Origin of the sequence: Mycobacterium sp. SM3041 (assembly GCF_039668335.1) — a bacterium.
GTDB lineage: Bacteria > Actinomycetota > Actinomycetes > Mycobacteriales > Mycobacteriaceae > Mycobacterium.
Map to the genome: position 1 here is coordinate 36,669 of NZ_JAYXBQ010000074.1, position 21,610 is coordinate 58,278.

Below are 21,610 nucleotides of genomic sequence, written 5' to 3' on the forward strand. Positions count from 1 at the left end.
CTGCCGGCTAATCCGCGGGCAGGTAGGCACAGGGTAGTCCGGGGCGACGACCCCGCTGGCTTCGGACCCGGCCGGCCTCGCGCCTTGCTATGGCTTGAGTCGCGCGACGCGACAGAGCATATCGACAAACAGCTCGCGCTCGCCGGGTTCCAATGCGGAGAGTATGTGCTCGTCGACAGCCGCGGATAGGTGTGTCATCTTGGCGAGCGCAGCGCGGCCGGCGGCGGTGAGCACCACCATTCGGGTACGCCGGTCGTCTGGGTTGGGCGTGCGGCTGACGTAACCCGCGCGCTCCAGATCGTCGATCACGGCGACAACCGCGCTGGGGTCAATGTCCAGGATCTCGCTGAGCTCGCGCTGAGACACCCCTTCGCGTTCTTTGACCGCGACGAGTGCTGTGTAGTGCCTACTCCGCACGCCAAAGTGCTCCAGTGTGCGATTGAGCTGGCGGATCGCCTGTCCGCCGGCGCGAGCGAGCAGGAATCCCGGGTCCTCCGACAAGGCGGCGGGGCGAGTCCGCCGTGGGCGTGCAGCGACGATGACAGGCCTCCTTCCAGAGCTAAGTCTGCCATGTCTCGCGCAGACTGAACAATCATTGACATTTACAATCATTGATGTTCTCATCAATTATGTCGAGGAAGGAGTGCAAATGAATCTCGAGGGCAAGGTCGCGATCGTGACCGGCAGTGGACGTGGGCTCGGACTCGCGTATGCGAAGAGGTTGGCCGTCGCGGGCGCTCAGGTGTTGGTGAACGACATCGACGCCGAGGTTGCGAACGAGGCAGTCAATGAGATCCGAGCGGCGGGGGGCATTGCGGTCGCAGAGGTCGCTGCCATAGGAAGTAGCGAGGCAGCGCAGCAGCTCATCGATCGCGCCGTCAATGAGTTTGGGGGCGTGGACATTCTGGTGAGCAACGCCGGTGTACTGCGGGACAAAGTTCTTTGGAAGATGACCGATGATGACTTCGATTCCGTGATCGCGGTTCATCTCCGCGGCACGTTCGCCTGCGCCAGAGCCGCCGCCATCCGTATGCGCGAACAAGGCCGCGGCGGCAGATTGATCCTGATCGGATCGCCGGCGGGACAGCGCGGCAACTTCGGTCAAACCAACTACTCGGCCGCGAAAGCGGCGATCGTCGGCATGACTCGAACTTGGGCAATGGAGCTCTCGCGCGCAGCCATCACCGTCAATGCGGTGGTGCCCGTGGCCGCTACCGCGATGACCGAGACTATTCCCGCTCTCAAGCACTACGTAGACATGGCGCGCCAGGGAGATCCCATGCCCCCGTTCGCGCGTCGGGCGCTCGGGTTCGGCACGGCCGAGGACGCGGCCGGTCTCGTCGCGTTCCTGGCCTCTGACGCCGCGGGTGAGATTACCGGCCAGGCGATTGGGATCGGGGGCGATCGCCTGTCCCTGTGGTCTCACCCAGAGCAGATCGTCGCCGCCTACGCCGACGGAGGGTGGACCGCCGACGCGATCGCAGAGGCCTGGCCCACCGTATTCGAGCCCCGATTGCAGACGGTCGGCGAGCAGTTGCCGGAACCGGCCGCCGTTTAGGAAACCGGAATCATGGATCCCACCAAGCTCAAGGCCATCGACGTCCACGTCCACGTCGAGGTGGACTGCAACGGCCACATGTCGCTGCCGGACGAGTTCGTCGCGGCCTCGACGCAGTATTTCGGCGCTGAGACCGTCAAGCCGAACATCGACGCCATCGCCGCGTACTACCGCGAGCGCCAGATCGGCGCCGTCCTGTTCAGCGTTGACATCGAGGCGTTCACCGGGCATCCGGCACTCTCCAACGAGGAGATCGCCGCCGGCGCCGCCGCGCACCCCGATGTGCTCATCCCGTTCGCCAGCATCGATCCCGCCAAAGGCCGGGCCGGCGCACGCCGACTGCGAGTGCTGATCGAAGAGCACGGAGTGCGAGGGCTCAAACTCCACCCCAGCATCCAGAACTTCGCACCCGACGATGGCACGGCCTATCCGTTGCTCGAAGTGGCCCAGGAGTACGGCGTGCCTGTGCTGTTCCACACCGGTCAGACAGGTATCGGAGCGAATATGCGCGGCGGCGGCGGCATCCGCCTCGGGCTGTCCAATCCGATACTGCTCGACGAGGTGGCGGTCAGATTCCCCGATCTGCGAATCATCATGGCGCACCCGTCCTTTCCATGGCAGGACGAGGCCTTGGCCGTCGCCACCCACAAACCGAATGTCTACATAGACCTTTCTGGATGGTCTCCGAAGTACTTCCCGCCTCAACTCGTGCGTTACGCCAACACGCTCTTGGCCGACAAGGTGCTCTTCGGCTCGGACTACCCGATGATCACACCTGACCGCTGGCTGGCCGACTTCGCCACGTTGGAAATGAAGCCTCACGTGATCCCAAAAATCCTCAAAGACAACGCAATACGCGTGCTCAATCTCGATACGGAAGGCAAGGAATCTTGATCACCACTACGCTCGACGCACTCAGCGAACTCGTCGGGTCCGACCTCGGAACGACCGACTGGATGACCGTGGATCAGAGTCGGATCAACACCTTCGCCGACGCGACCGACGACCATCAATGGATCCACGTCGATCCCGAACGCGCGAAGAACGGCCCGTTCGGCGCACCCATCGCACATGGGTACCTCACGCTGTCGCTGGTCATCCCGCTGTGGTCCGACCTGCTCGACGTCGCAGGGGTGGGTACGAAGGTCAACTACGGTTTGAACAAGGTGCGTTTTCCATCCGCCGTTCCGGCCGGAGCCCGCATCCGCGCGGCCGGCACTCTCGTCGACGTAACGCAGGTCGACCGGGGCGGTGTGCAGCTGAGTGCGGATATTCGCATCGATATCGAGGGCTCGGACAAGCCCGCGTGCATCGCTCAGCCAGTGTTTCGTTTCTACCCCTGACCCAACCGACGCTGATCGAGTCCCGAGGAAAAAGAAATGCAGAGAACCGTATTCGGCGCCGAACACGACGCGTTTCGGAAAATGGTCCGCTCGCTCATCGAGGATGAGGTGGTGCCCGTCTATGAGGAATGGCAGGACGCCGGTGTCACCCCGCGCCAGTTCTCCCAGCGTCTGGGCGAATTGGGCATTTTGGGCATCGAAGTGCCGGAGGAATATGGTGGCGCCGGCGTCGACTCCTTCAAGTACGCAGCCATTATCATCGAGGAAAGTGCCCGTGCGGCAGTGACATTCGGCAGTGTGGGCGCCCATATCTACCTTTGCCTGCCGTATCTGCTCGAGTTGACCACCGCAGAGCAGAAGGCGCGGTGGCTGCCGGGTTTCGTGGCGGGTACGACGATGTTCGCGATTGCCATGACCGAACCGGGAACGGGGTCGGATCTAGCCGGGATGCGGACGACGGCAACGCTTTCCGATGACGGCAGCCACTTTGTGCTCAATGGCGCCAAGACCTTCATCACCGGCGGTGCTCGTGCCGATCGCGTCATCGTCTGCGCCCGCACTGCACCGCCGAAGGACGGGGATCGCCGGTTCGGCATCTCGCTGCTGGCAGTCGACGTCACCGCACCGGGTTTCGAGGTCGGCCGCAAGCTCAAGAAAATCGGGCAGCACTCGATCGATACCGTGGAGCTGTCCTTCCGCGATGTCGTAGTTCCCGCCGAAGACCTGATCGGCGACGTGAACCAGGGTTTCGCGCATCTCGGACAGAACCTTGCTCGGGAACGATTGACGATCGCCGTGGAGGCATATGCTCAGGCAAAGGCCGCTGTGCGGCTTGCCGCTGAGTATGTGCAGCAACGGCAGGTCTTCGGACGTCCGCTCGCGAGTTACCAGAACAGCAAGTTCGAGCTCGCTGCATGCCAGGCCGAGGTCGACGCCGCCGAAGCGGTCATCGACCGTGCACTCGAGGCCTACGATGCCCATGAACTGACGCCGGCCGACGGTGCAAGTGCCAAGCTCTTCTGCACCGAAGTGGCGTCACGAGTGGTCGATCGATGCCTGCAGTTGCACGGTGGCTACGGATACGTCGTCGAGTATCCGATCGCGCGCATATTCGCAGATTGTCGAGTCAACCGGATCTACGGTGGCACCAGCGAGGTGATGAAGATGATCATCGCCAAGAACATGGGTCTGTGATCGGATTCCGTAGGCGCAGCGGGCAGGTCGTGATTCGCGGTTGTGATCTCGGATGGGTCCGGCAGATCGTTTCCTCGGCTTGAGCCGAGTATCGAATCGGTATCCGTCGGAACCGGATTCGCGGATCAAAGACCTCCCCAGCGATGAGTTCTTATCCTGCTTCTGCCGCTTCTTCGGGTCAGATGCCGACTGTCGTGGGGGCGTTGCTGGCGGAGAACAGCGGGACGAGGAACGTCGCGATCGCCTCCTGGATCTCCGCAGCCCTCGGGATAGGGCCCGACATGGAGAGCGTGGTGTGGATCAGGCCCTCGAACCGGCGTGACTCCGCGGGAACACCCGCCGCGGCCAGCGCGCGGGCGTAGTCCTCACCCTCATCACGCAGCGGGTCGACCCCCATGGTGAGCACCAGGGCGGGCGGGAGCCCCGACAGGTCGGCAGCCCGGGCAGGAGCGATCAGGGGCGAGGTCAGCGCGGCGGGATCGGTGACGTACATCCCGGCCATCCGTGCACAGAGCTCCATCGACAGGACGGGGCCGTGCGCAAACAACTTCCGTGATGCCGTCTCTGCCAACGGGTCCGTGACAGGGGCGACGAGCACCTGCGCGGTGAGCCGGGGGCCGCCATCGTCGCGAGCGCGCTGGGCGGCAACGGCAGCGAGGTTGGCACCTGCGCTCTCGCCGCCGACGGCGATCCGTTCCGGATCTCCGCCGTATGTCGCGATGTTGTCCGCGACCCACCTCAGGGCCGCCTGCGTGTCTTCGACCGCAGCCGGGAACGGGTGCTCGGGCGCCAGCCGGTACTCGGGCGAAACCACCAAGGCCCCGGTGTTGTGGGCGAGAGCGGCGCACGGCTCGTTGAACGCGTCCAGACTGCCGCCGATCCAGCCGCCACCGTGAATGAACAGGACCACGGGCAGCGGTGCCGACGCTTCCTTGGGGTGGTACAGGCGGAGCTTTCGACCGTCGTTGCCGGCGGGGAAGTCCACCTCGCTGATGGAGACGTCGGATGGAAGCGGCGCCTGGAAGAACTGGAACATGTCCATGGCGGCCCGCGCTTCCTCGAGGTTGCACTCCTCGAGCGGTTTGGCCCCGCTGTTCATCATGCCGGCGAGGAAGAACACCGCGGAGCCATCCACCTGCACCAGGCTCGACAGCGGTTGCTCGTCCTCGTCGAACGAGAACCCTGCATATCCCGTTGCTTCGACCTCGGCGCAGATCGCCCGATACATCGGTCCGCCGGTGAATAGGGAGAGCGGAGTGCGCGCCTTGCCCGCGATGTTGTCTCCCATGTACCAGGTGGTCGCAGTCGGGACCAGCGTCGCATTCGCGCACTCCATGACGAGCTCGTTGTAGCGGTTCTCCGCCGACTCGCTCGCCTCCACACGGGCGCAACCGGCGGCATCGGCGTGCGCGATGATTCCGCTCACGAAGTCGACGCTGTCCTCGATGCCGATCGGGTTGTTGTACAGCGCGGCCGAACTCTGTGGGCCGTTGATGTGGAACAGGTTGGGGAACCCATGCGTGGCCATCCCCACGTACGCTCGCTGGCCCCCGCTCCAGTGATCGGCCAGCTTGCGGTTGTCGCGACCCACCACGCCCATCTGGAGAAGAGCGCCGGAACCCACGTCAAACCCGGTCGCCAGGATGATGACGTCGAATTCGTACTCCTGTTCCGTCGTCGCGATCCCTCTGCTCGTAATCCTCTCGATCGGGGTCGATCGCGCGTCCACCAAACGCACGTGCGGCAGGTTGAACACCTCGAAGTAGCCGGACTCGAACGTGGCTCGCTTCACGCCGTACGGGTGATTGTCGGGGCAGAGGAGTTCGGCGACCTCAGGGTCGTTGACGCGCTGCCGGATCCTTCCGCGGATGTACTCCGCCGCGGTCTCGTTGGCGTCGGCGTCCGTGATGAGATCGATGTACGTGGAGACCAGCATGCGGAAGCCGCCGGCCTCGTAAAAATGGTCGTAGACCTTCTGCCGCACCTCCGGCGGGTCCATCAGGGCGGGCCGGTCGGCGCGTGGATACGGTGCGCCGGCCATGCTGGCCCTGGACTCCGCGCGCAATCGGGGGTAGTCGGCGACGACCTCGGCGAACTCCTCGTCGGACAGTGGGCCGTTGCCCAGCGGGCACGCGTAGTTGGGTGTGCGCTGGAAGACCGTGAGCTCGCCCACCTCACCCGCAATCGTCTGGATGACCTGGATCCCGGTCGACCCCGTCCCGATCACGGCCACGCGCTTGCCATGCAGGTCCACACCCTCGGCCGGCCACTGGCTGGTGTGGGCGATAGTGCCCGCGAAATCGTCCTGACCGGGGAAATCATTCGGCTTCGACACGGAGAACGCTCCGGCAGCGTTGATGAAGTACCGAGCCATCGTGACCGCACCGTCGTCGGTTCGAACTTCCCAGCGATCGGCGTCGTCCCGCCAGACCGCCGAGATGACCCGCGTGTTGAACCGGAAGCTACGCCGCAGGTCGAACCGGTCCGCCACGTGCTCGAGGTAGGAGAGGATCTCGGGCTGGGAGGCGAAGCGCTCGGTCCAACGCCATTCTCTCTGCAGATCCTCGTCGAAGGAGAAGGAGTACCACACGCTCTCCAGGTCGCACCGGGCGCCGGGATAGCGGTTCCGGTGCCAGACACCGCCCGGTCCCGCCAGTGCCTCGAAGCTCTGGACGGAAAGGCCCTGCTGGTCCCGAAGGCGGTAGGTGGCGTACAGGCCCGCGAATCCGGCGCCGACGATGACGGCGTCTACGTGGTTGTGACTCATGACACAGGACCATCCGTGATCTGCCGGGGGCCCGCACGGGTACGTATGCCCACTGCCATACCCGTTCGCATACCTGTTCCCTGGTGTGGGCCGCGTCGCCTGAATTTTCATGCCGCAGCCCACTTCGCGGGACAGCCGAGATCGCAAAGCGGCTTGTTGCCGAATGCAAGGGACTCAGAGCCAAGACAGGTATGCCCGCAGGTATGGAGACGGGTACCTAAACCGATGTGTTCTGCGCCACAGCAGCCGATGCTGTGAGAGATGCCGCTCAGTGACGCAACCCATCGAGTCAGGTTGTCTGATGACCTTCCCGCCGGAGCCCGCTGCGCCCGCCGGCGCCCGGACAGACCCGGTGTCAATCGGACACCTGGAGCGACCAGTTTCTGAGCCATCGACGAAGACGAGGAGAAACCAACAAATGGATCAGCCCATCACTGCGTCGCCCATTGAGCACACCGCAGTTATCGCGCCGGAGCAGGAAGAAGAAGTGACGCGGCCGCCGGCCGGCGATCTGTATGACGTCATGCGCACGATGCGCGCGATGCGCCGACTCAAACCGGACCCGGTGCCGCGTGAGCTGATCGAACGGCTGATCCAGGCTGCGTCGTGGGCGCCCAGCGGCGGCAACTCGCAGGGTACTCGCTACGTCGTGGTTGACGACCGAACCCAAATCGCACGAATTGCGCCGCTGTGGCGGCGAGCTGAACGCTTTTACGTCACCGCGCAGGCCGACGCGCGTCCACCGGGAGTGTCACCGAAGCAGTATCAGCGCACGGTCGGGGCGGCGCAGTATCTCGCCGACCACTTCGAAGACGTACCCGCGTTGATCGTGGTGTGCTGTGATGTGTCGTCAATGATGGACAATTGGCTCGACAATATTGCGGCGGTCGCACGTGCTTTCGGTAAGCTCGGTATCCGCCGAGCCTTGACCGGCGGGGCGAACTTCGGCAAGTTCGGACGCCTATCCATCGCCGCCAGCGTCTACCCGGCGGTTGAAAATTTGCTCCTGGCCGCCCGTCAGTCCGGCCTGGGTGCCAGCCTGACCACCTGGCATTTGCTGTTTGAGCGCGAACTCAAAGACATACTCGGCATACCGAGCAATGTCCGCACATTCGCCATCGTGCCAATTGGTTACCCCCTCGGTCGATTCGGCCCAGTCAACCGCGCCCCTGTCGATCATTTCCTGCAGTGGAATCACTGGCAGCAGCCGAATTAGGGAGTTGCCGGCTGGGTCCGAATGAGCCGTCTCAACGGCGATGCCTCGGACATGCCGCCATGGCGCAGATGACTCCAATTCCCATATGGCTTGGGCCATATGGGAATTGGAGTCGAATCCGTGCCCGAGGCGTACGCCCCGGGCACGGGAGCATTATCCGTCCCTCGCCTCAGACACCACGCCGTTCCGCACCCTCGCCCCGGTTGTTCAAGCCAGCGTCACCTTGACGGGGATGCTCTCCCATGCGCGGAGCGTGTTGTTGTGGTGGCGAATCGCCGGCGCTGCCAACTCGATCCGCTCGACCCGGCGTGCCAGCGCCGACAGTAGCGCCTCGGCTTCCAAACGAGCTACGTGCTGTCCCACGCATTGATGGATCCCCATACCGAATCCGACATGTCCGGAGGGATCTCGGGATAAGTCGAATTGGTCTGGATGGTCCCAGCGCCGGGGGTCGCGATTGGCGGCGCCGAGGAACATCAGGATCTTCTCGCCTTCGGGAATCACCGAATCGCCGAGATGGACGTCGCGGGTGGCAGTCCGGAAGAACGTTTGTACGGGCGACTCCCACCGCACGGCTTCGTCGAACGCGGTTCTGATCAGCGCGGGTTCCTCCCGGAGTCGTTGCCACTGCAGGGGATTGGTAGCCATGGCGAAGAGCGTGGCCGACAGGCCGTGCACCGTGGTGTCGACGCCGGCCGACAGCAGCGACCGTACGACCACGGGCGCCTGTTCGTAGGTGATCTCGCCCCGATCGGCCGCAGCCCAGATGTCGGCGCCAAACCCCCTGTCCGCGAGTGCTTCCCGCTGACATTGCGCGTGGGTCCACGCGCTGAGTTCGGGTTCGCGCGCCGCGCCATTGGCGACAAGGCTGTTGGCGGGGCCGAACGCGTTGAACAAATGGTCACCGTAGGGCAGGAGGTTCTCCCGGCCTTCCTGACCAATGCCCACAGTGTCGGGGAAGACGCGCAGCGGGAACGCCTGCGCCAGTGCAGTGACGGCGTCGAACTCGGGGCCGTCGGCCAGGACGGTGTCGACGAGCGCGGTCGCGTCGGCGATCCAGCCCTCGCGCAGTGTGTGCAGAGCGCGAGGCCCAAGAATCTTGCTCAATACCCGCCGTGGTGCATCGTGGCGGGGAGGGTCGGCCTCTAGAAGCAGACTCGGTGGGCGCCAGGGCTTTTCGCGCCGGAAGTTCGATAATCCGACACCGGCCGACGACTGAAAGTCCTGCCAGTTGCTCAACGCCGCTCGCACGTGTTCGTAGCGGGCCAGCGCGTAGACGCCGTAAAGGCTCAAGTAGCTTATTGGGCCCGCTTCACGGAGGGCCTCATGAAGGGGCAGAGGGTTTTCAAGTAGCTCGTCGCTGAACGGGTCGGCATCGTTGTTGGGTAGGGCGGTGGGTGGCACCAGTGTGGACATCATTGTCCTCCTTCGAGAGTCGGGAAGGGTCACAGATCCAGGACCAGGTTGTCGCTGTGACTACGCGAAACGCACGGGAACATGCAGTCACCGGCCTGGCGTTCGTGGTCATCGAGGACGGCGTCGCGGTGATCAGGCGTGCCGCGCAGAACCGTCACTTCGCAAGTGCCGCAGGTGCCCTGCTGACAGGAGGACAGCACGTCAACGCCAGCGGCCCGCACGGCATCCAGCACAGAATCGTCGGGACCGACCGTGACGGTCACTCCGGTGCGCGCCAGGGTGACCTCAAACGTGGTCAGCGACGCGGCGCTGAGATTGGTGTGGCCGACAAATCGCTCGCTGCGCAGCGCGTATTTCGGCCAGTCAACCATCGCGCGCTCCATGGCATCCAAGAGTGGAACCGGGCCGCAGGCATACACTTTGGTGTCGGCGCGCGGATCTCCAAGGAAGGCCGGCAGATCCAACAGCCCTGACTCGTCTTGAGGAGCGACAGTCACCCGATCGCCGTACGCCGACAGTTCGTCCAGAAATGCCATGGATGCGCGGCGCCTGCCACCGTAAAGCAGGTGCCAGTTGGTCCCGAGCATGTCGGCCTGCCTGATCATCGGCAGCAACGGAGTAATGCCGATTCCTCCGGCCACGAACAGATACGTCGGCGATGGCACGAGAGCGAAATTGTTGCGCGGCCCGCCGATCTCGATTTGATCGCCGACGGCGAGGACGTCGTGCACGTATGCCGAACCCCCGCGGCTGGCAGGCTCTTTGAGCACACCCACCTGATAGCGATCAGGGGTCCAGCGATCACCACATAGCGAGTACTGACGGGTCAGCCCGTTGGGAAGGATGAGGTCGATGTGGGCGCCGGGCGCCCAATCAGGCAGCCGGCCGCCATGGGCAGCCGACAGCTCCAGGGACACCACCCCTTCGGCCACGACTCGCTTTTCGGTGACGACGACGGCTGTCACACTGGCATTTCGTCGCTGGGCTACTGGCGTTCGTTCGTCAATCGGTAGCATCTCCGCTCCTTCACACTCGCGAATGAGTGTGATCCGCAACCCCTGCCACCACCGACTGGTGTATCAATGAATGAGAAGATTCAGTCGCTGAAGCTGGGGTGAACCTCAACATGCCACGGACCCACACGGGGGAATCCACGCTCGCCCGGGCGATCCGCGTGCTGTCAGCGTTCGAGCCCGACCAGCCGGCACTGTCCGTCTCGACCATCGCCCGGCGCAGTCAGCTCCATGTCGCGACGGCATCGAGGATCGTGGCCGAACTGGTCGCGCACGGACTGTTGGAGCGAGGCGAAAACCGCGAAGTGAGGGTTGGCGTCCGGTTGTGGGAACTGGCTTCACGCGCCTCGCCAACCCTGTCGCTGCATCAAGCGGCGATGCCGTATCTGTCCGACATCCACGCCGTCGTAGACCACCACGTGCAGTTAGGGGTTCCTGATGGCGACGACGTTCTCTTCGTTGAACGATTGTCGGCGAAAAACGCCGTCATCAATTACTCACGGATAGCCGGCCGACTGCCGTTACACGCCTCGTCTTCGGGCCATGTGCTGCTCGCGTTTGGCCCCCAAGATCAGCGGGAGCGCATTCTGCGACAACCGATGAAGGCCTACACCGGACAGACCGTCACCGACCCCGCAAAGCTGCGTGACGCACTCGACCTCGTCCACCGCCGCGGATACGCACTGCTTCCCGGCCACATCCATGATGACGCGGCAGGGCTTGCCGTCCCCGTCTTCGACAGCCTGGGCAAAGCCATTGCGGCGTTGTCGATCGTTGGTCCCAATGACGATCGACTCACCGCGCACGTCCCCCTCCTGTTGGCCGCCGCGCGCGGAATTCGGCGCGCACTCAATCCGAGTGCCAACGCATAGCAGCTCCGCCAAGTGATTTCGGTCGCCAGTCGGGTGCACAGATGCCGCACGCGCCGCCAATGTCCTTGCAACAAAGATCATTTCGACGATAGCTCACGTTGCGCTCTCGCGGAGAGCCTCGATCACGCGGCGGACCAGTTGATCGTGGGCTGAGGCCGGCCAGGCGGCCACCAGTTCGACGCCGAGACTTCTCGGCTGCAGTGGGCGGTAGACCACACCAGCGATGTCCAGGGCCGATGTTGGTGCCGGCACGATCGCGGCCCCCAGTCCGGCGGCCACCAGGGTGACCAGTGTCGAGGTCTCCTCCACTTCATGGCGCACTCGGGGAGTGAAGCCGGCGTCGGCGCACAGCGTCGCCAGTAGCAATGCCATGACAGAGCGACCCCCGCCGGCATGTGCTACGAGGCCTTCCTCTCGGAGATCGCCTATTGCCAGTGCCTTTCGCTTGCTCAACCGATGTCCTTCCGGCAGCGCGACCAACAGCGAGTCCCGGCGGATGATCTCGGTGCACAGCCCGGGGTCGATGACGGGCGGGCGCAGGAGGGCGAGATCGATCTCGCCCGCCGCCAACGCCGCCAGTTGCGCCGGGGCGAGCATCTCACCACGCACTCGGACATCGACATCGGGCAGCAATTCACCGAGCGCCCGGACGAGCCGCGGCAGCACCGAGTAGGTGGCCGAGCCGACGCAACCGATGGTGAGCCGACCGGTGGTGCCGTCAGCCACTCGGCGAGCCAGATCCGCGGCGTCGTCTACCGCGTCCAGGATTGCGATGGCACGCGCATGGAAAGCCTGGCCCGCCGGGGTCAACGCGACGTGGCGGGTCGAGCGGATCAGCAACTCCACGCCCAACTCGCGCTCGAGCTGGCGAATCTGCTGCGACAGCGGCGGTTGGGCGATGTGTAGGCGCTGGGCTGCGCGTCCGAAATGCAGTTCTTCGGCGACTGCCCGGAAGTACCGCAGATGTCGCAGCTCCATTAGGATGTTCTACCTATCAAAGATTCTGATTTAAGTATTTCAGAATATCTGCGCACAGACCTACCGTCGAGGCATGGATGTCGTGATCTGCAATCCCGTCCGAACTCCGGTCGGCCGGATGGGCGGGGCTCTGGCGGCGCTGACTGCTACCGATTTGGCGACCGTGGCTCTGCGCGCGCTGATCGACCGTACCGGCCTGGACGAAGGTGACGTCGATGATGTCGTTCTGGGCAACGGCTATGCCAACGGTGAGGCCCCGGCCATCGGCCGTATCGCAGCGTTGGACGCCGGCTTGGGCGTCGGGGTCCCCGGCCTGCAGATCGATCGACGGTGCGGCTCCGGCCTGCAGGCCGTGCTCTACGCCGCCGGGCAGGTGGCCACCGGAGCGGCAAGTGTGGTGATCGCAGGCGGGGCGGAATCGATGTCCAATGTCGAGCACTACGCCCTCGGTCTGCGGACCGGCGTCCGGCAGGGCGGTGTCGCGCTGATGGACCGGCTCGATCGCGCCCGCGAAACCGCCGGTGGGAGTTCACATCCCATCGCCGGCGGCATGATCGAGACGGCGGAGAACCTGCGCCGCGACTACGGGATCGGACGCGACGAGCAGGACGCGTTGTCGGTGCGCTCACACCAGCGGGCGATCGCTGCCCACGAAGCCGGACGCTTCGCCGACGAACTGGTGCCTGTCACCGTGCCAAGCCGTCACGGCGATGTCGTCGTCGACCGCGATGAGCATCCCCGCGCAGATATCAGCGTCGAGAAGCTCGCCGCACTACGCCCGATCCGGTGCAAGGTGGATGGCGAGTCGACAGTCACGGCTGGGAACGCATCCGGGCAGAACGACGGTGCCGCCCTGTGTGTGGTCACCACCGCTGCCGATGCCGCCCGGCTCGGCCTGACGCCTCTTCTGAAGTTACGGGCGTGGGCGGTGACGGGCTGCGCCCCCGAGGCCATGGGCATCGGGCCGGTGAAGGCCAGCGCCGCAGCGCTACAGCGCGCCGGACTGACGCTCGACGACATCGATCTGATCGAGCTCAACGAAGCCTTCGCCGCCCAGGTGCTGGCGGTGCTCGCAGAGTGGAAGGTCGACCCGCTTGACGATCGCCTGAATCCCAACGGTTCCGGAATCTCACTGGGACACCCGATCGGTGCCACCGGTGCCCGAATCCTGGCCACCGCGGCCTACGAAGCACGGCGACGTGGCGCACGCACGGTCCTGGAAACCATGTGCATCGGCGGGGGCCAGGGGCTGGCCGCGGTATTCGAGGCGGTGCAGTGATGGCGACCATCTGTGACACCACCGCGGATGCTGTGGCCGACATCAAGGACGGAAGCACCGTCCTTATCGGCGGTTTCGGAATGGCGGGCATGCCCGTCGCACTCATCGATGCGCTGATCGACCACGGCGCAACCGATCTCACCGTCGTGTCGAACAACGCGGGCAACGGCGACACCGGTTTGGCTGCTCTGCTGGCCGCCAGGCGCGTCCGCAAGGTTATCTGCTCCTTCCCCCGGCAATCCGATTCTTGGGTCTTCGACGGCCTCTACCGCGCGGGTGACATCCAACTCGAGGTCGTGCCGCAGGGCACCCTGGCCGAACGGATGCGTGCCGCCGGCGCCGGCATCGGCGGGTTCTACTGCCCGACCGCCGTCGGAACGCCGCTCGCCGCAGGCAAAGAGGAACGGGTGATCGATGGCCGCACCTATATTTTGGAATATCCCTTGGCCGGTGACGTCGCCCTGATAGGGGCCCACCAGGCCGACCGGATGGGAAACCTGTTGTATCGCAAGACCGCCCGTAACTTCGGTCCCGTGATGGCTACGGCGGCGAAGACCACGATCGTTCAGGTCCAGGAAGTGGTCGAGACCGGCGCACTCGATCCCGAAGCAGTCATCACCCCCAGCATCTACGTCGACAAGGTGGTAGCGGTATGAGCCCACTGACCAAAGCCCAGATGGCCGCCTTGGTCGCCCGCGACATACCAGCCGGCTCCTACGTCAACCTCGGAATCGGCCAGCCCACCACCGTCGCCGATCACCTGCCCGCCGGCGCCGGCATCGTGCTGCACACCGAAAACGGCATGCTGAACATGGGACCGGCCGCCGTCGGCGACCAGATCGACCCCGAGCTGACCAACGCGGGCAAGATCCCGGTCACCGAGCTTCCCGGTGCCGCGTACTTCCACCACGCCGATTCGTTTGCGATGATGCGCGGCGGCCATCTCGACGTCTGCGTGCTCGGCGCCTTCCAAGTGTCGGCCACCGGCGATCTGGCCAACTGGCACACGGGCGCTCCCGATGCAATTCCCGCCGTCGGCGGTGCCATGGACCTGGCCATCGGTGCCAAACAGGTGTTCGTCATGATGACGCTGTTCGCCAAAGATGGCTCCGCCAAGCTGGTTCCGACGTGCACGTATCCATTGACGGGTCTGGGATGCGTGTCGCGCGTCTATACCGATCTGGCAGTGTTCGACATCGAGGCCGACGGCGTGACCGTCCGGGACACCTACGGCATCAGCCGCGCGGAACTGGCGCAAAGACTCGACGTCACCCTTCTCAACTGCTGAGCTGTAGACGTGTCTGTCCCGGACCCACTATCGAGAAATTCTGGGGGAGAGCAGCTTTCGACTTCACGTCGAACAGGCTACGCCCTGTTTCAGGTCTTACTGTCCGCGTAGCTGGCGATGTGACTCAAGATGACTTCCGCGACCTCTCTGGGCTTTTCGGCAGGAGCCAGATGAGCGACACCGTCGAGGACGGCGCTGCACCCCGCCTGGACGCCGACGGCTATCTGGTGCGACAACTGTGGCGGCGTGGCAATGTCCTCAGCGCCGGCGATGGTGCAGACCGGTGCGACGATCTCCGGCAATCGGGTCTCCACGTCGAAGTCTGCGAGTGCCTCGCATACTTGGGCGTATCCCTCAGGGTTGATCTCGTCCAGCCCGTCGATGAGCGCCCGGTAGGTCGCAGGGTCACGTTCGTCGAAGTCGGCGGCAAACCAGCGTTGCGCTGAGCTGTCTTGAACCGCGCGAGTGCCACTGCGCCGCACCGTCGCGGCGCGGTCGTGCCACGCCTGCGATGTGCCGATCCGCGCGCCGGTACAGATCAGCGTTGCTGTCGCTACACGTTCGGGAGCATCGAGCAGCAGTTGCAGGCCTATACACCCGCCGACTGAGACACCCGCGTAGTGGAAGACGGCCCCGGGTGACGACTGGTCGACCAGTTCCAGAACCGCGGCTGCGAGGTCCGCCATCACGAACGGGTCATGGCATGCTCCCTGGGTGCTGCCGTGCCCTGGCAAGTCCCAAGAGACCACCCGGACATGGGCGGAAAGGTGTTGCGCGGCAGCATTCCACAGCGCCGCCGCGGAGGTGCCCAGCGACGGCCCGACCACCAGGAGCGGACAATCCGGAGCGCCCGGCGGCTCTGCAAGGTGAAGACCGCCGAGCACGGGTCGGGTACTCACCGCGCCGGGCTCTTGATGTCGGAGGGGTGGGTCGCCAATGGCGTGACGCGGATGGTCATGTATGCGAACAACGGCAGGTTGGAGAGTATGTGGTGGAGTTCGTCGTTGGACTCGACATCGAAGATCGAGAAGTTGGAGTACTCACCGGCGATGCGCCAGATGTGCGGCCATTGTCCGCTGCGCTGTAGGTCCTGGGAGTAGGCCTTCTCGCGGGCCACGAGGTCGGCCCAGGCCGCTGGGTCGAGGTCGGTGGGTGGGTGGACATCCATCCGGACGTGGAAGATCACGGCGGTCAGCTCTGCGGGTCTAGGGCGAAGTCGTAGGTGACGGAGATGCCGTTCGGCCCGGCGACCGGTTCGAGCATCAGTTCGGGTTTGACGGCGGTGGCGACGTCGTCGTTGTTGTGCGGATCGCCCGGGAAGTAGAGCTGTGCGGTGAGGGTCTGATATCCCGGCGCGGACACCTTGACGTGCAGGTGAGCTGGGCGCCAGGCGTGCCAGCCCGCTGCGGAGATGAGCCGTCCGCAGGAGCCGTCTGTGGGTATCTGGTAGGGCGCCGGCCGGATCGTGGTGATGCTGAAGGTGCCGTCACGGTCGGAGGGGATGGTGGCGCGCAGGTTCCACGGCGGGATGGCGGGCGCGAACTGGGAGTAGTAACCGTCGGCGTCGGCCTGCCAGAGTTCGATCTTGCCTGGCAGCGGGGCGCCGTCAGGAGTGGTGATCTTGCCGGTCCACACCAGTGGTGTGCCCTGTTCGCCGTCGCGCATGGGAAGCGTTGCGGGAGAGTCGATTTCGGGGGCGTCGGGCACGTAGTAAGGGCCTTCGATGGTGCCCTTGCTGCCGCGTCGATGTGCGGTGTTGACCTCCTCGACGACATGCTCGACGAAGACGTCGAGGAACAGGGGCCACTCGCCATCCTCGCCGACGCCAATGAGCCATGCCTTGAGGGCGTTGTACTCGTCGTAGCTGACGGCGTGCCGCCGGATCGTCTCGTGGATGCCGGCGAGGACCTCGCGCGCAAGCATGTCGACCCGTTCAGTTGGGGTGTCCGTGACTGCCTCGTACGGCGTCTTGTCGGTGTGAAAACGCTCAGTGGCAGCGGCGCCGGACGCCGCGGCGGTGGCGCTTGTCGCAGAAGTTGTCATTTCTATCTCCTTCAAATCTGGGGGCCTGGGAATGGAGGGGCCTGTTGCTACCGCGGGATGTCAACGGTCGGTGCGGTAGTGGGCGAGCTTGTCCTCATCGACGTCAATGCCCAGCCCGGGGCCGGGTAGGCACTGAAGTGCTCCGTCACGGATGCTCAACGGCTCCGCGAGCAGGTCGTCACTCATGTCCAGATAGTTCGACAGCTCAGCGGCATGTTGTGACGTGTTCTGGTGGGCGGCGCCGAAGGCGAGTGAGCAGGCGGTGCCGATCTGACCGTCGATCTGGTTGCCGATGACGACTTCGAGCCCGAGACCCTCGGCCAGGTGGTGCACGCGTCGCGATTGGGTGAATCCGGTTCTGGCGGTCTTGATGCTGATGGCCGTCGCCGCCCCGGCCAGGACTTCGCGAGTGACGTCAGCCGCCGTGGGCACAGATTCGTCTGCGATAAAAGGGATGTCGAGGTGCTCGACGAGCCATCGGCGGCCCAGCACGTCATCGGCTGGGCAGAGTTCCTCGGCGAAGAGCAGGCCCAGGTCGCTCATCTCCTTCATGGCGCGCAGTGATTCCGATGCGCTCCAGCCGCGATTGCCGTCGACGTAGAGTTCGACGTCGTCGCCGAAGTGGTTCCGCAGTGCGCGGACGACGGCGGTATCCAACGTGACCGGATGGCGCCCGACCTTGATCTTGAAGGTGCGGATGCCATACACCTCATGCATCTTCTGTGCCTCGGCCACCATCGCCGCAGGGTCGTCGAAGCCCAACATGTGGCTCACCCGCAGTCGGTCGGTGAACCCGCCGAGCATGTCACCGACCGAGATGCCGACGGTTCTCCCGAGCGCATCCCACAGGGCCATGTCTATCGCGGCTTTGGCGGCCGGGTTACCCACCGTGCGAGCAAGTTTCGCGTTCACGACCTCGCGTTGCAGCAGGGACAGCCCGATGATCTGCGGGCCGAAGATTTGGTCGATTACGGCGATGATGCCCGTCTGGGTTTCGCCATAGGTGAAGGGCCGCGGCGGGGCTTCGGCCGTGCCGACCACCCCGTCGTCGGTATGCACCCGGACCAAGACGTGTTCTGCGACGTGCACCTCACCGGACGCGAACTTCAGCGCCTTCGTGTATGGGATGGCGAACGGAATCGCCTCGACCCGGGTGATCTTCACCGTTCATCTCCGGATGGGCTCAGGTTCAGGCTTCCACCGGCGCAGTTTGATCGCGCCGGTGGAAGCGAACGTAGCGGCATGAACTCGTAGCGAAGGACGTGTGGGCTCAGCGGTTACCGAAGTAGGACACGTCGTCGTTGCCGATGAGGTCTGGCACCGTCCAGCCGTCCAGGTCGTACTCGGAAAGGCACTGCTCGGCAAGGCCTTTCATCGCAGTGGCGTCGCCGCGTCCTTGGGCGGCGAACAGCAGCTCGGCTTTCACGTTCTCGTGGTTGCCGGAGTAGTTGCGCTCGTACAACTCGTGGCGGCCGCCGAACTCGGTACCGACCGAATCCCATAGCGCCTTCATGATTTTCACGCGCTCGACCGCGGGCATGCCGTCGGATCCGCGGACGTACTTGTCGAGGTACGGGCGCACGTTCGGCGAGAGGAAATCCGCTGAGCTGGAAGGCAGGTAGATAAGGCCCGACGCGACGTCCTGCTCGATGATCTCCTTGACGCGCGGGTATCCCTGGATCATGAACATCCGGTAGGTGAGGCCGTATTCGAGTTTGGGAATGACTGTGTCGCCGACCCACGGCTCGGGGTCGCGTGCCATTGATTCACTCAATGACCAGAACAGGTTTCGCCAGCCGATCACTTCGCCGACCCGGGTCTGCACGCCGCGGAATCCGCCGGCGCCGGTTGCCTCGAGCGCCTTCATCAAGAGCCCCGCGATGAAGTCGAGTTTCACGGCGAGTCGTGTACAGCCCTGGAAGGTGAAGCGGGGCAGGAAGCCGGATTGCGGGAAGAAGGCGTTGATCTTGTCGACGTCGCCGTACATGAACACGTTTTCCCACGGCACCAGGACCTTGTCGAAGATGAAGATGGTGTCGTTCTCATCCATGCGGCTCGACAGGGGATAGTCGAACGGGGTGCCCATGACCGCGGCCTGCTGGGTGAACGAGGACCGGCAGATCAGCTTCACCCCTGGCGCGTTCATCGGCACCGTGCAGATGAGCGCGAACTGCTTCTTCTTGATGGGCAGGCCGTAATGGGCGATGAAGTTGTAGTTGGTGATCGCCGAACCGGTGGCGACGACCTTCGCGCCCGAGACGATGAGGCCGGCGTCGGTCTCCTTCTCGACCTTCATGTACACGTCACCGACCTCGTCAGGCGGCAGCTGCCGGTCCACCGGAGGGTTGATGATGGCGTGATTCCAGTACAGGACCTTTTCCTGCGACTCCCGGTACCAGCGTTCGGCGTTGTCCTGGAACGGCGAGTACAACTCCTTGTTGGCGTGCAGGGTGCCGAGGAAAGACGCCTTGTAATCGGGGCTGCGGCCCATCCATCCGTAGGTCATGCGCGCCCAGCGGGCGATCGCGTCGCGCTCTTTGAGCAAGTCGTCGGCGCAATGGGGAGCCTTGAAGAACGGCATTGTGACGCCGCCATTGCCGGTGTCGGTCGGGCTGGTCACCTCGTCGACGTGCTCGCCGCCGTGTAGCGAGTCGTAGAGCCGTGCTGTCATGCGAATGGGGTTGCGGAAGGCCGGATGGGTGGTGACGTCGGCGACGCGTTCACCGTGCAGGTAGATCTCGCGGTCATCGCGCAGCGATTCGATGTACTCGTCGCCGGTCATGGGGCGGGTGGCGTAGTTGACGGCGCTGCTTTCGGTGGGTGTGGTGTCGCTGCTCGGAGTGGTGGTGGTCATGGTCGGGTGTTCCTTCGCGTTAGACGGTGTGAGGGAGGTGCAGGGGAGTGAAGGACGTCGCAGCGTCGAACCAACCGATTTCGGGGTCATCGGCGCTGCCTGCCCATGTCGCGTGCGCCGATGGCACACCGAGGCTGTGAAAGGTGCTGCGGTAGAAGATGAGTGGCGGTTTGTTGTGGGCAACGGCATCGACTATTTCGCCGATGAAGATGACATGGTCGCCGCCGTCATACTCGGCCCACGGGCGGCACGACAGGGTGGCCGACGTGCCCGTCAAGATCGGACCGGTCGGGCCTTCGGCCCATGCGGGGTCACGCACGCAGGGCCGGCCGGCGAAATGCATCGCTGTGTCGATTTGATCGCTGGCCAGGACGTTGACCGCGAAGGGCGCTCCGCTGAGGTACGCGCAGGCCTTGGATCGTCTGGTCATCGTCACCTGGCACAGGCGCGGTTCCAATGACACCGCGGTAAATGCGTTGACTGTGGCGCCGTGTGGTGCGCCGTCGCCGTTACGGCACGTGATGACGGTGACGCCCGTGGCGAATTGGCCAAAGACGCTTCTCAAGTCATGCTGCTCGCCCATGAGACTCCTCGTTGAGATCGTTGTGGGACAAACTATTTGGGTCCGTCAGCGGCGTCGATCCGCAAAGCGCGGACACGATCCGTAATGCGCGGTGAGTTGCGATCCGGGTCACGCCGGTGGCCGGCGGAATTCTGGACAGCACCCGATGGCCATGTCTGTCAGGCGTGCAGGGTCTGCGACGGCGGCTCGCCGTACTTGCGGCGGTACGCGGCGGCGAAACGGCCGGTGTGGGTGAAGCCCCACCGCATGGCAACCCCTGTGACAGTGGCATTCTCGGTTCCGTGCAGCAGCTCCTCGCGCACCCGGGCGAGGCGGATGTCGGCCAACAGCTCGCGAGGCGTGACGCCGAGATAGGCGCGAAACCCTTCCTGCAGGCGGCGGACACTGACGCCGGCGACCTGAGCCATGTCGCCGGCTGTCCAGGCGCGCGCGGGGTCCTCGCGCAGCTGGTCCACAACGCGTTTCACGATTCGCGGCCGCAGCGCCGATGCCTGTGCGCCGCTCTCGGGCATCGCGGCAAGCACGAATGCGGTTGTGATCGCAGCGCACAGCTGTTCATGGACGAGGGGATGTTGTTTTGATGCCATGTCGCCCGTCAAGCACTGCACCAGTCGTACCCAGGCCGCGCCGGCGCCGCCGGTGAGGTCGAGGTGATCGGGCGGCCAGTCGACGGGCTCGGCGAGCACGCGGTGAATTTCCCGATGCAGATAGTCGCGATCGAAGCGGACGCCGATGATGCCGCATGATTCGCTCCACCGCCGAATGCGCGCGGGGGTATCAGGAGGGAAGATCGTTGCGCGCTCGGGCGTAGCAATGAACTCGTCCTGACCGATGACCGACTCCAGTTGGCCGGACACCGGGATGTTGACGGCGTACGCGCCGGGATGGGTGGTGACGACTGAAACGGCTGCGCCCCAGCTGATATGGGCGATCCTGATCGGCCCTAAATCGACCCCGTCGGCGCGTGCCTTTCCTGCTCTCGCGTGGCCGAGGGGTTGCAAGTCGTGCGGAAAATACGCGTTTGCCACGGCATATGAGACCTCATCCCAGTCCGTGCTCCCCAGGGTGACAGGAGCAACCATGACGGCTCCTTCCAGCGAATCGTCCTCAGCGCCTGGTGAGATCGACCGGAGTCAACTGCCCTTGCCGATGCCACTTCATGGGTTGATTGCACCCACTGAAGCCGAGGCTGTCGAGTCTGCGTGC

General features: G+C 64.5%; 21 protein-coding genes. 9 read left to right on the forward strand and 12 right to left on the reverse strand.

The genetic code is table 11. From position 1 onward, the window contains the following. Positions 1-87: 87 nt before the first annotated feature. A complete protein-coding gene (locus VXD91_RS24660) occupies positions 88-501 on the reverse strand; it encodes a MarR family winged helix-turn-helix transcriptional regulator (RefSeq protein ID WP_079630350.1) in 414 nt (137 codons plus the stop codon). A gap of 148 nt (positions 502-649) precedes the next feature. Between VXD91_RS24660 and VXD91_RS24665 the strand changes: the two genes are divergently transcribed. Genes VXD91_RS24665 through VXD91_RS24680 form a run of 4 tightly spaced genes read left to right on the forward strand, consistent with a single transcriptional unit; the run spans position 650 to position 4,095 of the window. Then, positions 650-1,558 carry an SDR family NAD(P)-dependent oxidoreductase gene (locus VXD91_RS24665; protein WP_095795028.1) on the forward strand — a complete coding sequence of 303 codons (909 nt, stop codon included), beginning with the start codon at positions 650-652 and terminating at the stop codon, positions 1,556-1,558. 12 nt (positions 1,559-1,570) lie between these two features. Then, positions 1,571-2,452: an amidohydrolase family protein gene (locus VXD91_RS24670; protein WP_095795029.1), complete on the forward strand. Its 882-nt coding sequence runs from the start codon at positions 1,571-1,573 to the stop codon at positions 2,450-2,452. Next, positions 2,449-2,901, forward strand: a complete 453-nt coding sequence (locus VXD91_RS24675) for a MaoC family dehydratase (protein WP_016895361.1) — start codon at positions 2,449-2,451, stop codon at positions 2,899-2,901. Before VXD91_RS24670 ends, VXD91_RS24675 begins: the two co-directional genes overlap by 4 nt. 36 nt (positions 2,902-2,937) lie before the next feature. Next, positions 2,938-4,095, forward strand: coding sequence for an acyl-CoA dehydrogenase family protein (locus VXD91_RS24680; RefSeq protein WP_095795030.1), 1,158 nt, complete (start codon positions 2,938-2,940; stop codon positions 4,093-4,095). A 178-nt stretch (positions 4,096-4,273) separates the two neighbouring features. Here the strand turns inward: VXD91_RS24680 and VXD91_RS24685 are convergent, their stop codons facing one another. Beyond that, on the reverse strand, positions 4,274-6,862 hold the full coding sequence (locus VXD91_RS24685) for an alpha/beta hydrolase fold domain-containing protein (protein ID WP_095795031.1): 2,589 nt from the start codon (positions 6,860-6,862) through the stop codon (positions 4,274-4,276). A 418-nt stretch (positions 6,863-7,280) separates the two neighbouring features. Between VXD91_RS24685 and VXD91_RS24690 the strand changes: the two genes are divergently transcribed. Continuing rightward, the gene (locus VXD91_RS24690; protein ID WP_095795032.1) at positions 7,281-8,078 is read left to right on the forward strand and encodes a nitroreductase family protein; all 798 of its coding nucleotides are present in this window, start codon (positions 7,281-7,283) and stop codon (positions 8,076-8,078) included. Positions 8,079-8,285: 207 nt separating this feature from the next. On the opposite strand, the gene VXD91_RS24695 is transcribed toward VXD91_RS24690, so the two are convergent. Then, on the reverse strand, positions 8,286-9,494 hold the full coding sequence (locus tag VXD91_RS24695; protein WP_095795066.1) for a cytochrome P450: 1,209 nt from the start codon (positions 9,492-9,494) through the stop codon (positions 8,286-8,288). Positions 9,495-9,523: 29 nt separating this feature from the next. Next, positions 9,524-10,510, reverse strand: a complete 987-nt coding sequence (locus VXD91_RS24700) for a PDR/VanB family oxidoreductase (RefSeq protein ID WP_176470767.1) — start codon at positions 10,508-10,510, stop codon at positions 9,524-9,526. 110 nt (positions 10,511-10,620) lie between these two features. Here VXD91_RS24700 and VXD91_RS24705 point away from each other — a divergent pair, with 110 nt between their 5' ends. Continuing rightward, positions 10,621-11,379 (forward strand): IclR family transcriptional regulator, encoded by a 759-nt coding sequence (locus tag VXD91_RS24705; protein ID WP_095795067.1) that lies wholly within the window; start codon positions 10,621-10,623, stop codon positions 11,377-11,379. Positions 11,380-11,472: 93 nt separating this feature from the next. Here VXD91_RS24705 and VXD91_RS24710 read toward each other — a convergent pair whose 3' ends face one another. Continuing rightward, positions 11,473-12,357 carry a LysR substrate-binding domain-containing protein gene (locus VXD91_RS24710; protein WP_095795034.1) on the reverse strand — a complete coding sequence of 295 codons (885 nt, stop codon included), beginning with the start codon at positions 12,355-12,357 and terminating at the stop codon, positions 11,473-11,475. A gap of 73 nt (positions 12,358-12,430) precedes the next feature. On the opposite strand from VXD91_RS24710, the gene VXD91_RS24715 reads away from it, so the two are divergent. Genes VXD91_RS24715 through VXD91_RS24725 form a run of 3 tightly spaced genes read left to right on the forward strand, consistent with a single transcriptional unit; the run spans position 12,431 to position 14,924 of the window. Next, entirely contained in the window at positions 12,431-13,636 is a 1,206-nt protein-coding gene (locus VXD91_RS24715; protein WP_095795035.1) for an acetyl-CoA C-acetyltransferase, read from the forward strand. Then, a complete protein-coding gene (locus VXD91_RS24720) occupies positions 13,636-14,292 on the forward strand; it encodes a 3-oxoacid CoA-transferase subunit A (protein WP_095795036.1) in 657 nt (218 codons plus the stop codon). The genes VXD91_RS24715 and VXD91_RS24720 overlap by 1 nt, the downstream gene beginning before the upstream one ends. Continuing rightward, complete coding sequence (locus tag VXD91_RS24725) at positions 14,289-14,924, forward strand: 3-oxoacid CoA-transferase subunit B (RefSeq protein ID WP_095795037.1); 636 nt, start codon at positions 14,289-14,291, stop codon at positions 14,922-14,924. Before VXD91_RS24720 ends, VXD91_RS24725 begins: the two co-directional genes overlap by 4 nt. Before the next feature lie 89 nt (positions 14,925-15,013). Here VXD91_RS24725 and VXD91_RS24730 read toward each other — a convergent pair whose 3' ends face one another. From VXD91_RS24730 to VXD91_RS24760, 7 genes are all read right to left on the reverse strand, one after another. After that, positions 15,014-15,823 (reverse strand): alpha/beta fold hydrolase, encoded by an 810-nt coding sequence (locus tag VXD91_RS24730; protein ID WP_293023639.1) that lies wholly within the window; start codon positions 15,821-15,823, stop codon positions 15,014-15,016. Further along, positions 15,820-16,110: a muconolactone Delta-isomerase gene (catC, locus tag VXD91_RS24735; protein ID WP_095795039.1), complete on the reverse strand. Its 291-nt coding sequence runs from the start codon at positions 16,108-16,110 to the stop codon at positions 15,820-15,822. The genes VXD91_RS24730 and catC overlap by 4 nt, the downstream gene beginning before the upstream one ends. Before the next feature lie 5 nt (positions 16,111-16,115). After that, on the reverse strand, positions 16,116-16,967 hold the full coding sequence (gene catA / locus VXD91_RS24740; protein WP_095795040.1) for a catechol 1,2-dioxygenase: 852 nt from the start codon (positions 16,965-16,967) through the stop codon (positions 16,116-16,118). A gap of 60 nt (positions 16,968-17,027) precedes the next feature. Beyond that, positions 17,028-18,131: an enolase C-terminal domain-like protein gene (locus VXD91_RS24745; RefSeq protein WP_095795041.1), complete on the reverse strand. Its 1,104-nt coding sequence runs from the start codon at positions 18,129-18,131 to the stop codon at positions 17,028-17,030. Between the two features lie 106 nt (positions 18,132-18,237). After that, on the reverse strand, positions 18,238-19,821 hold the full coding sequence (locus VXD91_RS24750) for a 4-hydroxyphenylacetate 3-hydroxylase N-terminal domain-containing protein (RefSeq protein WP_095795042.1): 1,584 nt from the start codon (positions 19,819-19,821) through the stop codon (positions 18,238-18,240). Between the two features lie 19 nt (positions 19,822-19,840). Continuing rightward, a complete protein-coding gene (locus VXD91_RS24755) occupies positions 19,841-20,404 on the reverse strand; it encodes a flavin reductase family protein (RefSeq protein ID WP_016895008.1) in 564 nt (187 codons plus the stop codon). 158 nt (positions 20,405-20,562) lie between these two features. Then, positions 20,563-21,486 carry an AraC family transcriptional regulator gene (locus VXD91_RS24760; protein WP_095795043.1) on the reverse strand — a complete coding sequence of 308 codons (924 nt, stop codon included), beginning with the start codon at positions 21,484-21,486 and terminating at the stop codon, positions 20,563-20,565. Between the last annotated feature and the right edge of the window lie 124 nt (positions 21,487-21,610).

Excerpts from the sequence above, each read along its gene's own strand:
- VXD91_RS24720 (WP_095795036.1), top strand. The coding sequence starts at position 13,636 with ATGGCGACCATCTGTGACACCACCGCGGATGCTGTGGCCGACATCAAG.
- VXD91_RS24665 (WP_095795028.1), top strand. The coding sequence starts at position 650 with ATGAATCTCGAGGGCAAGGTCGCGATCGTGACCGGCAGTGGACGTGGG.
- VXD91_RS24760 (WP_095795043.1), bottom strand. The coding sequence starts at position 21,486 with ATGGTTGCTCCTGTCACCCTGGGGAGCACGGACTGGGATGAGGTCTCA.
- VXD91_RS24705 (WP_095795067.1), top strand. The coding sequence starts at position 10,621 with ATGCCACGGACCCACACGGGGGAATCCACGCTCGCCCGGGCGATCCGC.
- VXD91_RS24700 (WP_176470767.1), bottom strand. The coding sequence starts at position 10,510 with ATGCTACCGATTGACGAACGAACGCCAGTAGCCCAGCGACGAAATGCC.
- VXD91_RS24680 (WP_095795030.1), top strand. The coding sequence starts at position 2,938 with ATGCAGAGAACCGTATTCGGCGCCGAACACGACGCGTTTCGGAAAATG.
- VXD91_RS24755 (WP_016895008.1), bottom strand. The coding sequence starts at position 20,404 with ATGGGCGAGCAGCATGACTTGAGAAGCGTCTTTGGCCAATTCGCCACG.
- VXD91_RS24690 (WP_095795032.1), top strand. The coding sequence starts at position 7,281 with ATGGATCAGCCCATCACTGCGTCGCCCATTGAGCACACCGCAGTTATC.
- VXD91_RS24710 (WP_095795034.1), bottom strand. The coding sequence starts at position 12,357 with ATGGAGCTGCGACATCTGCGGTACTTCCGGGCAGTCGCCGAAGAACTG.
- catA (WP_095795040.1), bottom strand. The coding sequence starts at position 16,967 with ATGACAACTTCTGCGACAAGCGCCACCGCCGCGGCGTCCGGCGCCGCT.
- VXD91_RS24725 (WP_095795037.1), top strand. The coding sequence starts at position 14,289 with ATGAGCCCACTGACCAAAGCCCAGATGGCCGCCTTGGTCGCCCGCGAC.
- VXD91_RS24685 (WP_095795031.1), bottom strand. The coding sequence starts at position 6,862 with ATGAGTCACAACCACGTAGACGCCGTCATCGTCGGCGCCGGATTCGCG.
- VXD91_RS24670 (WP_095795029.1), top strand. The coding sequence starts at position 1,571 with ATGGATCCCACCAAGCTCAAGGCCATCGACGTCCACGTCCACGTCGAG.
- VXD91_RS24750 (WP_095795042.1), bottom strand. The coding sequence starts at position 19,821 with ATGACCACCACCACTCCGAGCAGCGACACCACACCCACCGAAAGCAGC.
- VXD91_RS24715 (WP_095795035.1), top strand. The coding sequence starts at position 12,431 with ATGGATGTCGTGATCTGCAATCCCGTCCGAACTCCGGTCGGCCGGATG.
- VXD91_RS24695 (WP_095795066.1), bottom strand. The coding sequence starts at position 9,494 with ATGTCCACACTGGTGCCACCCACCGCCCTACCCAACAACGATGCCGAC.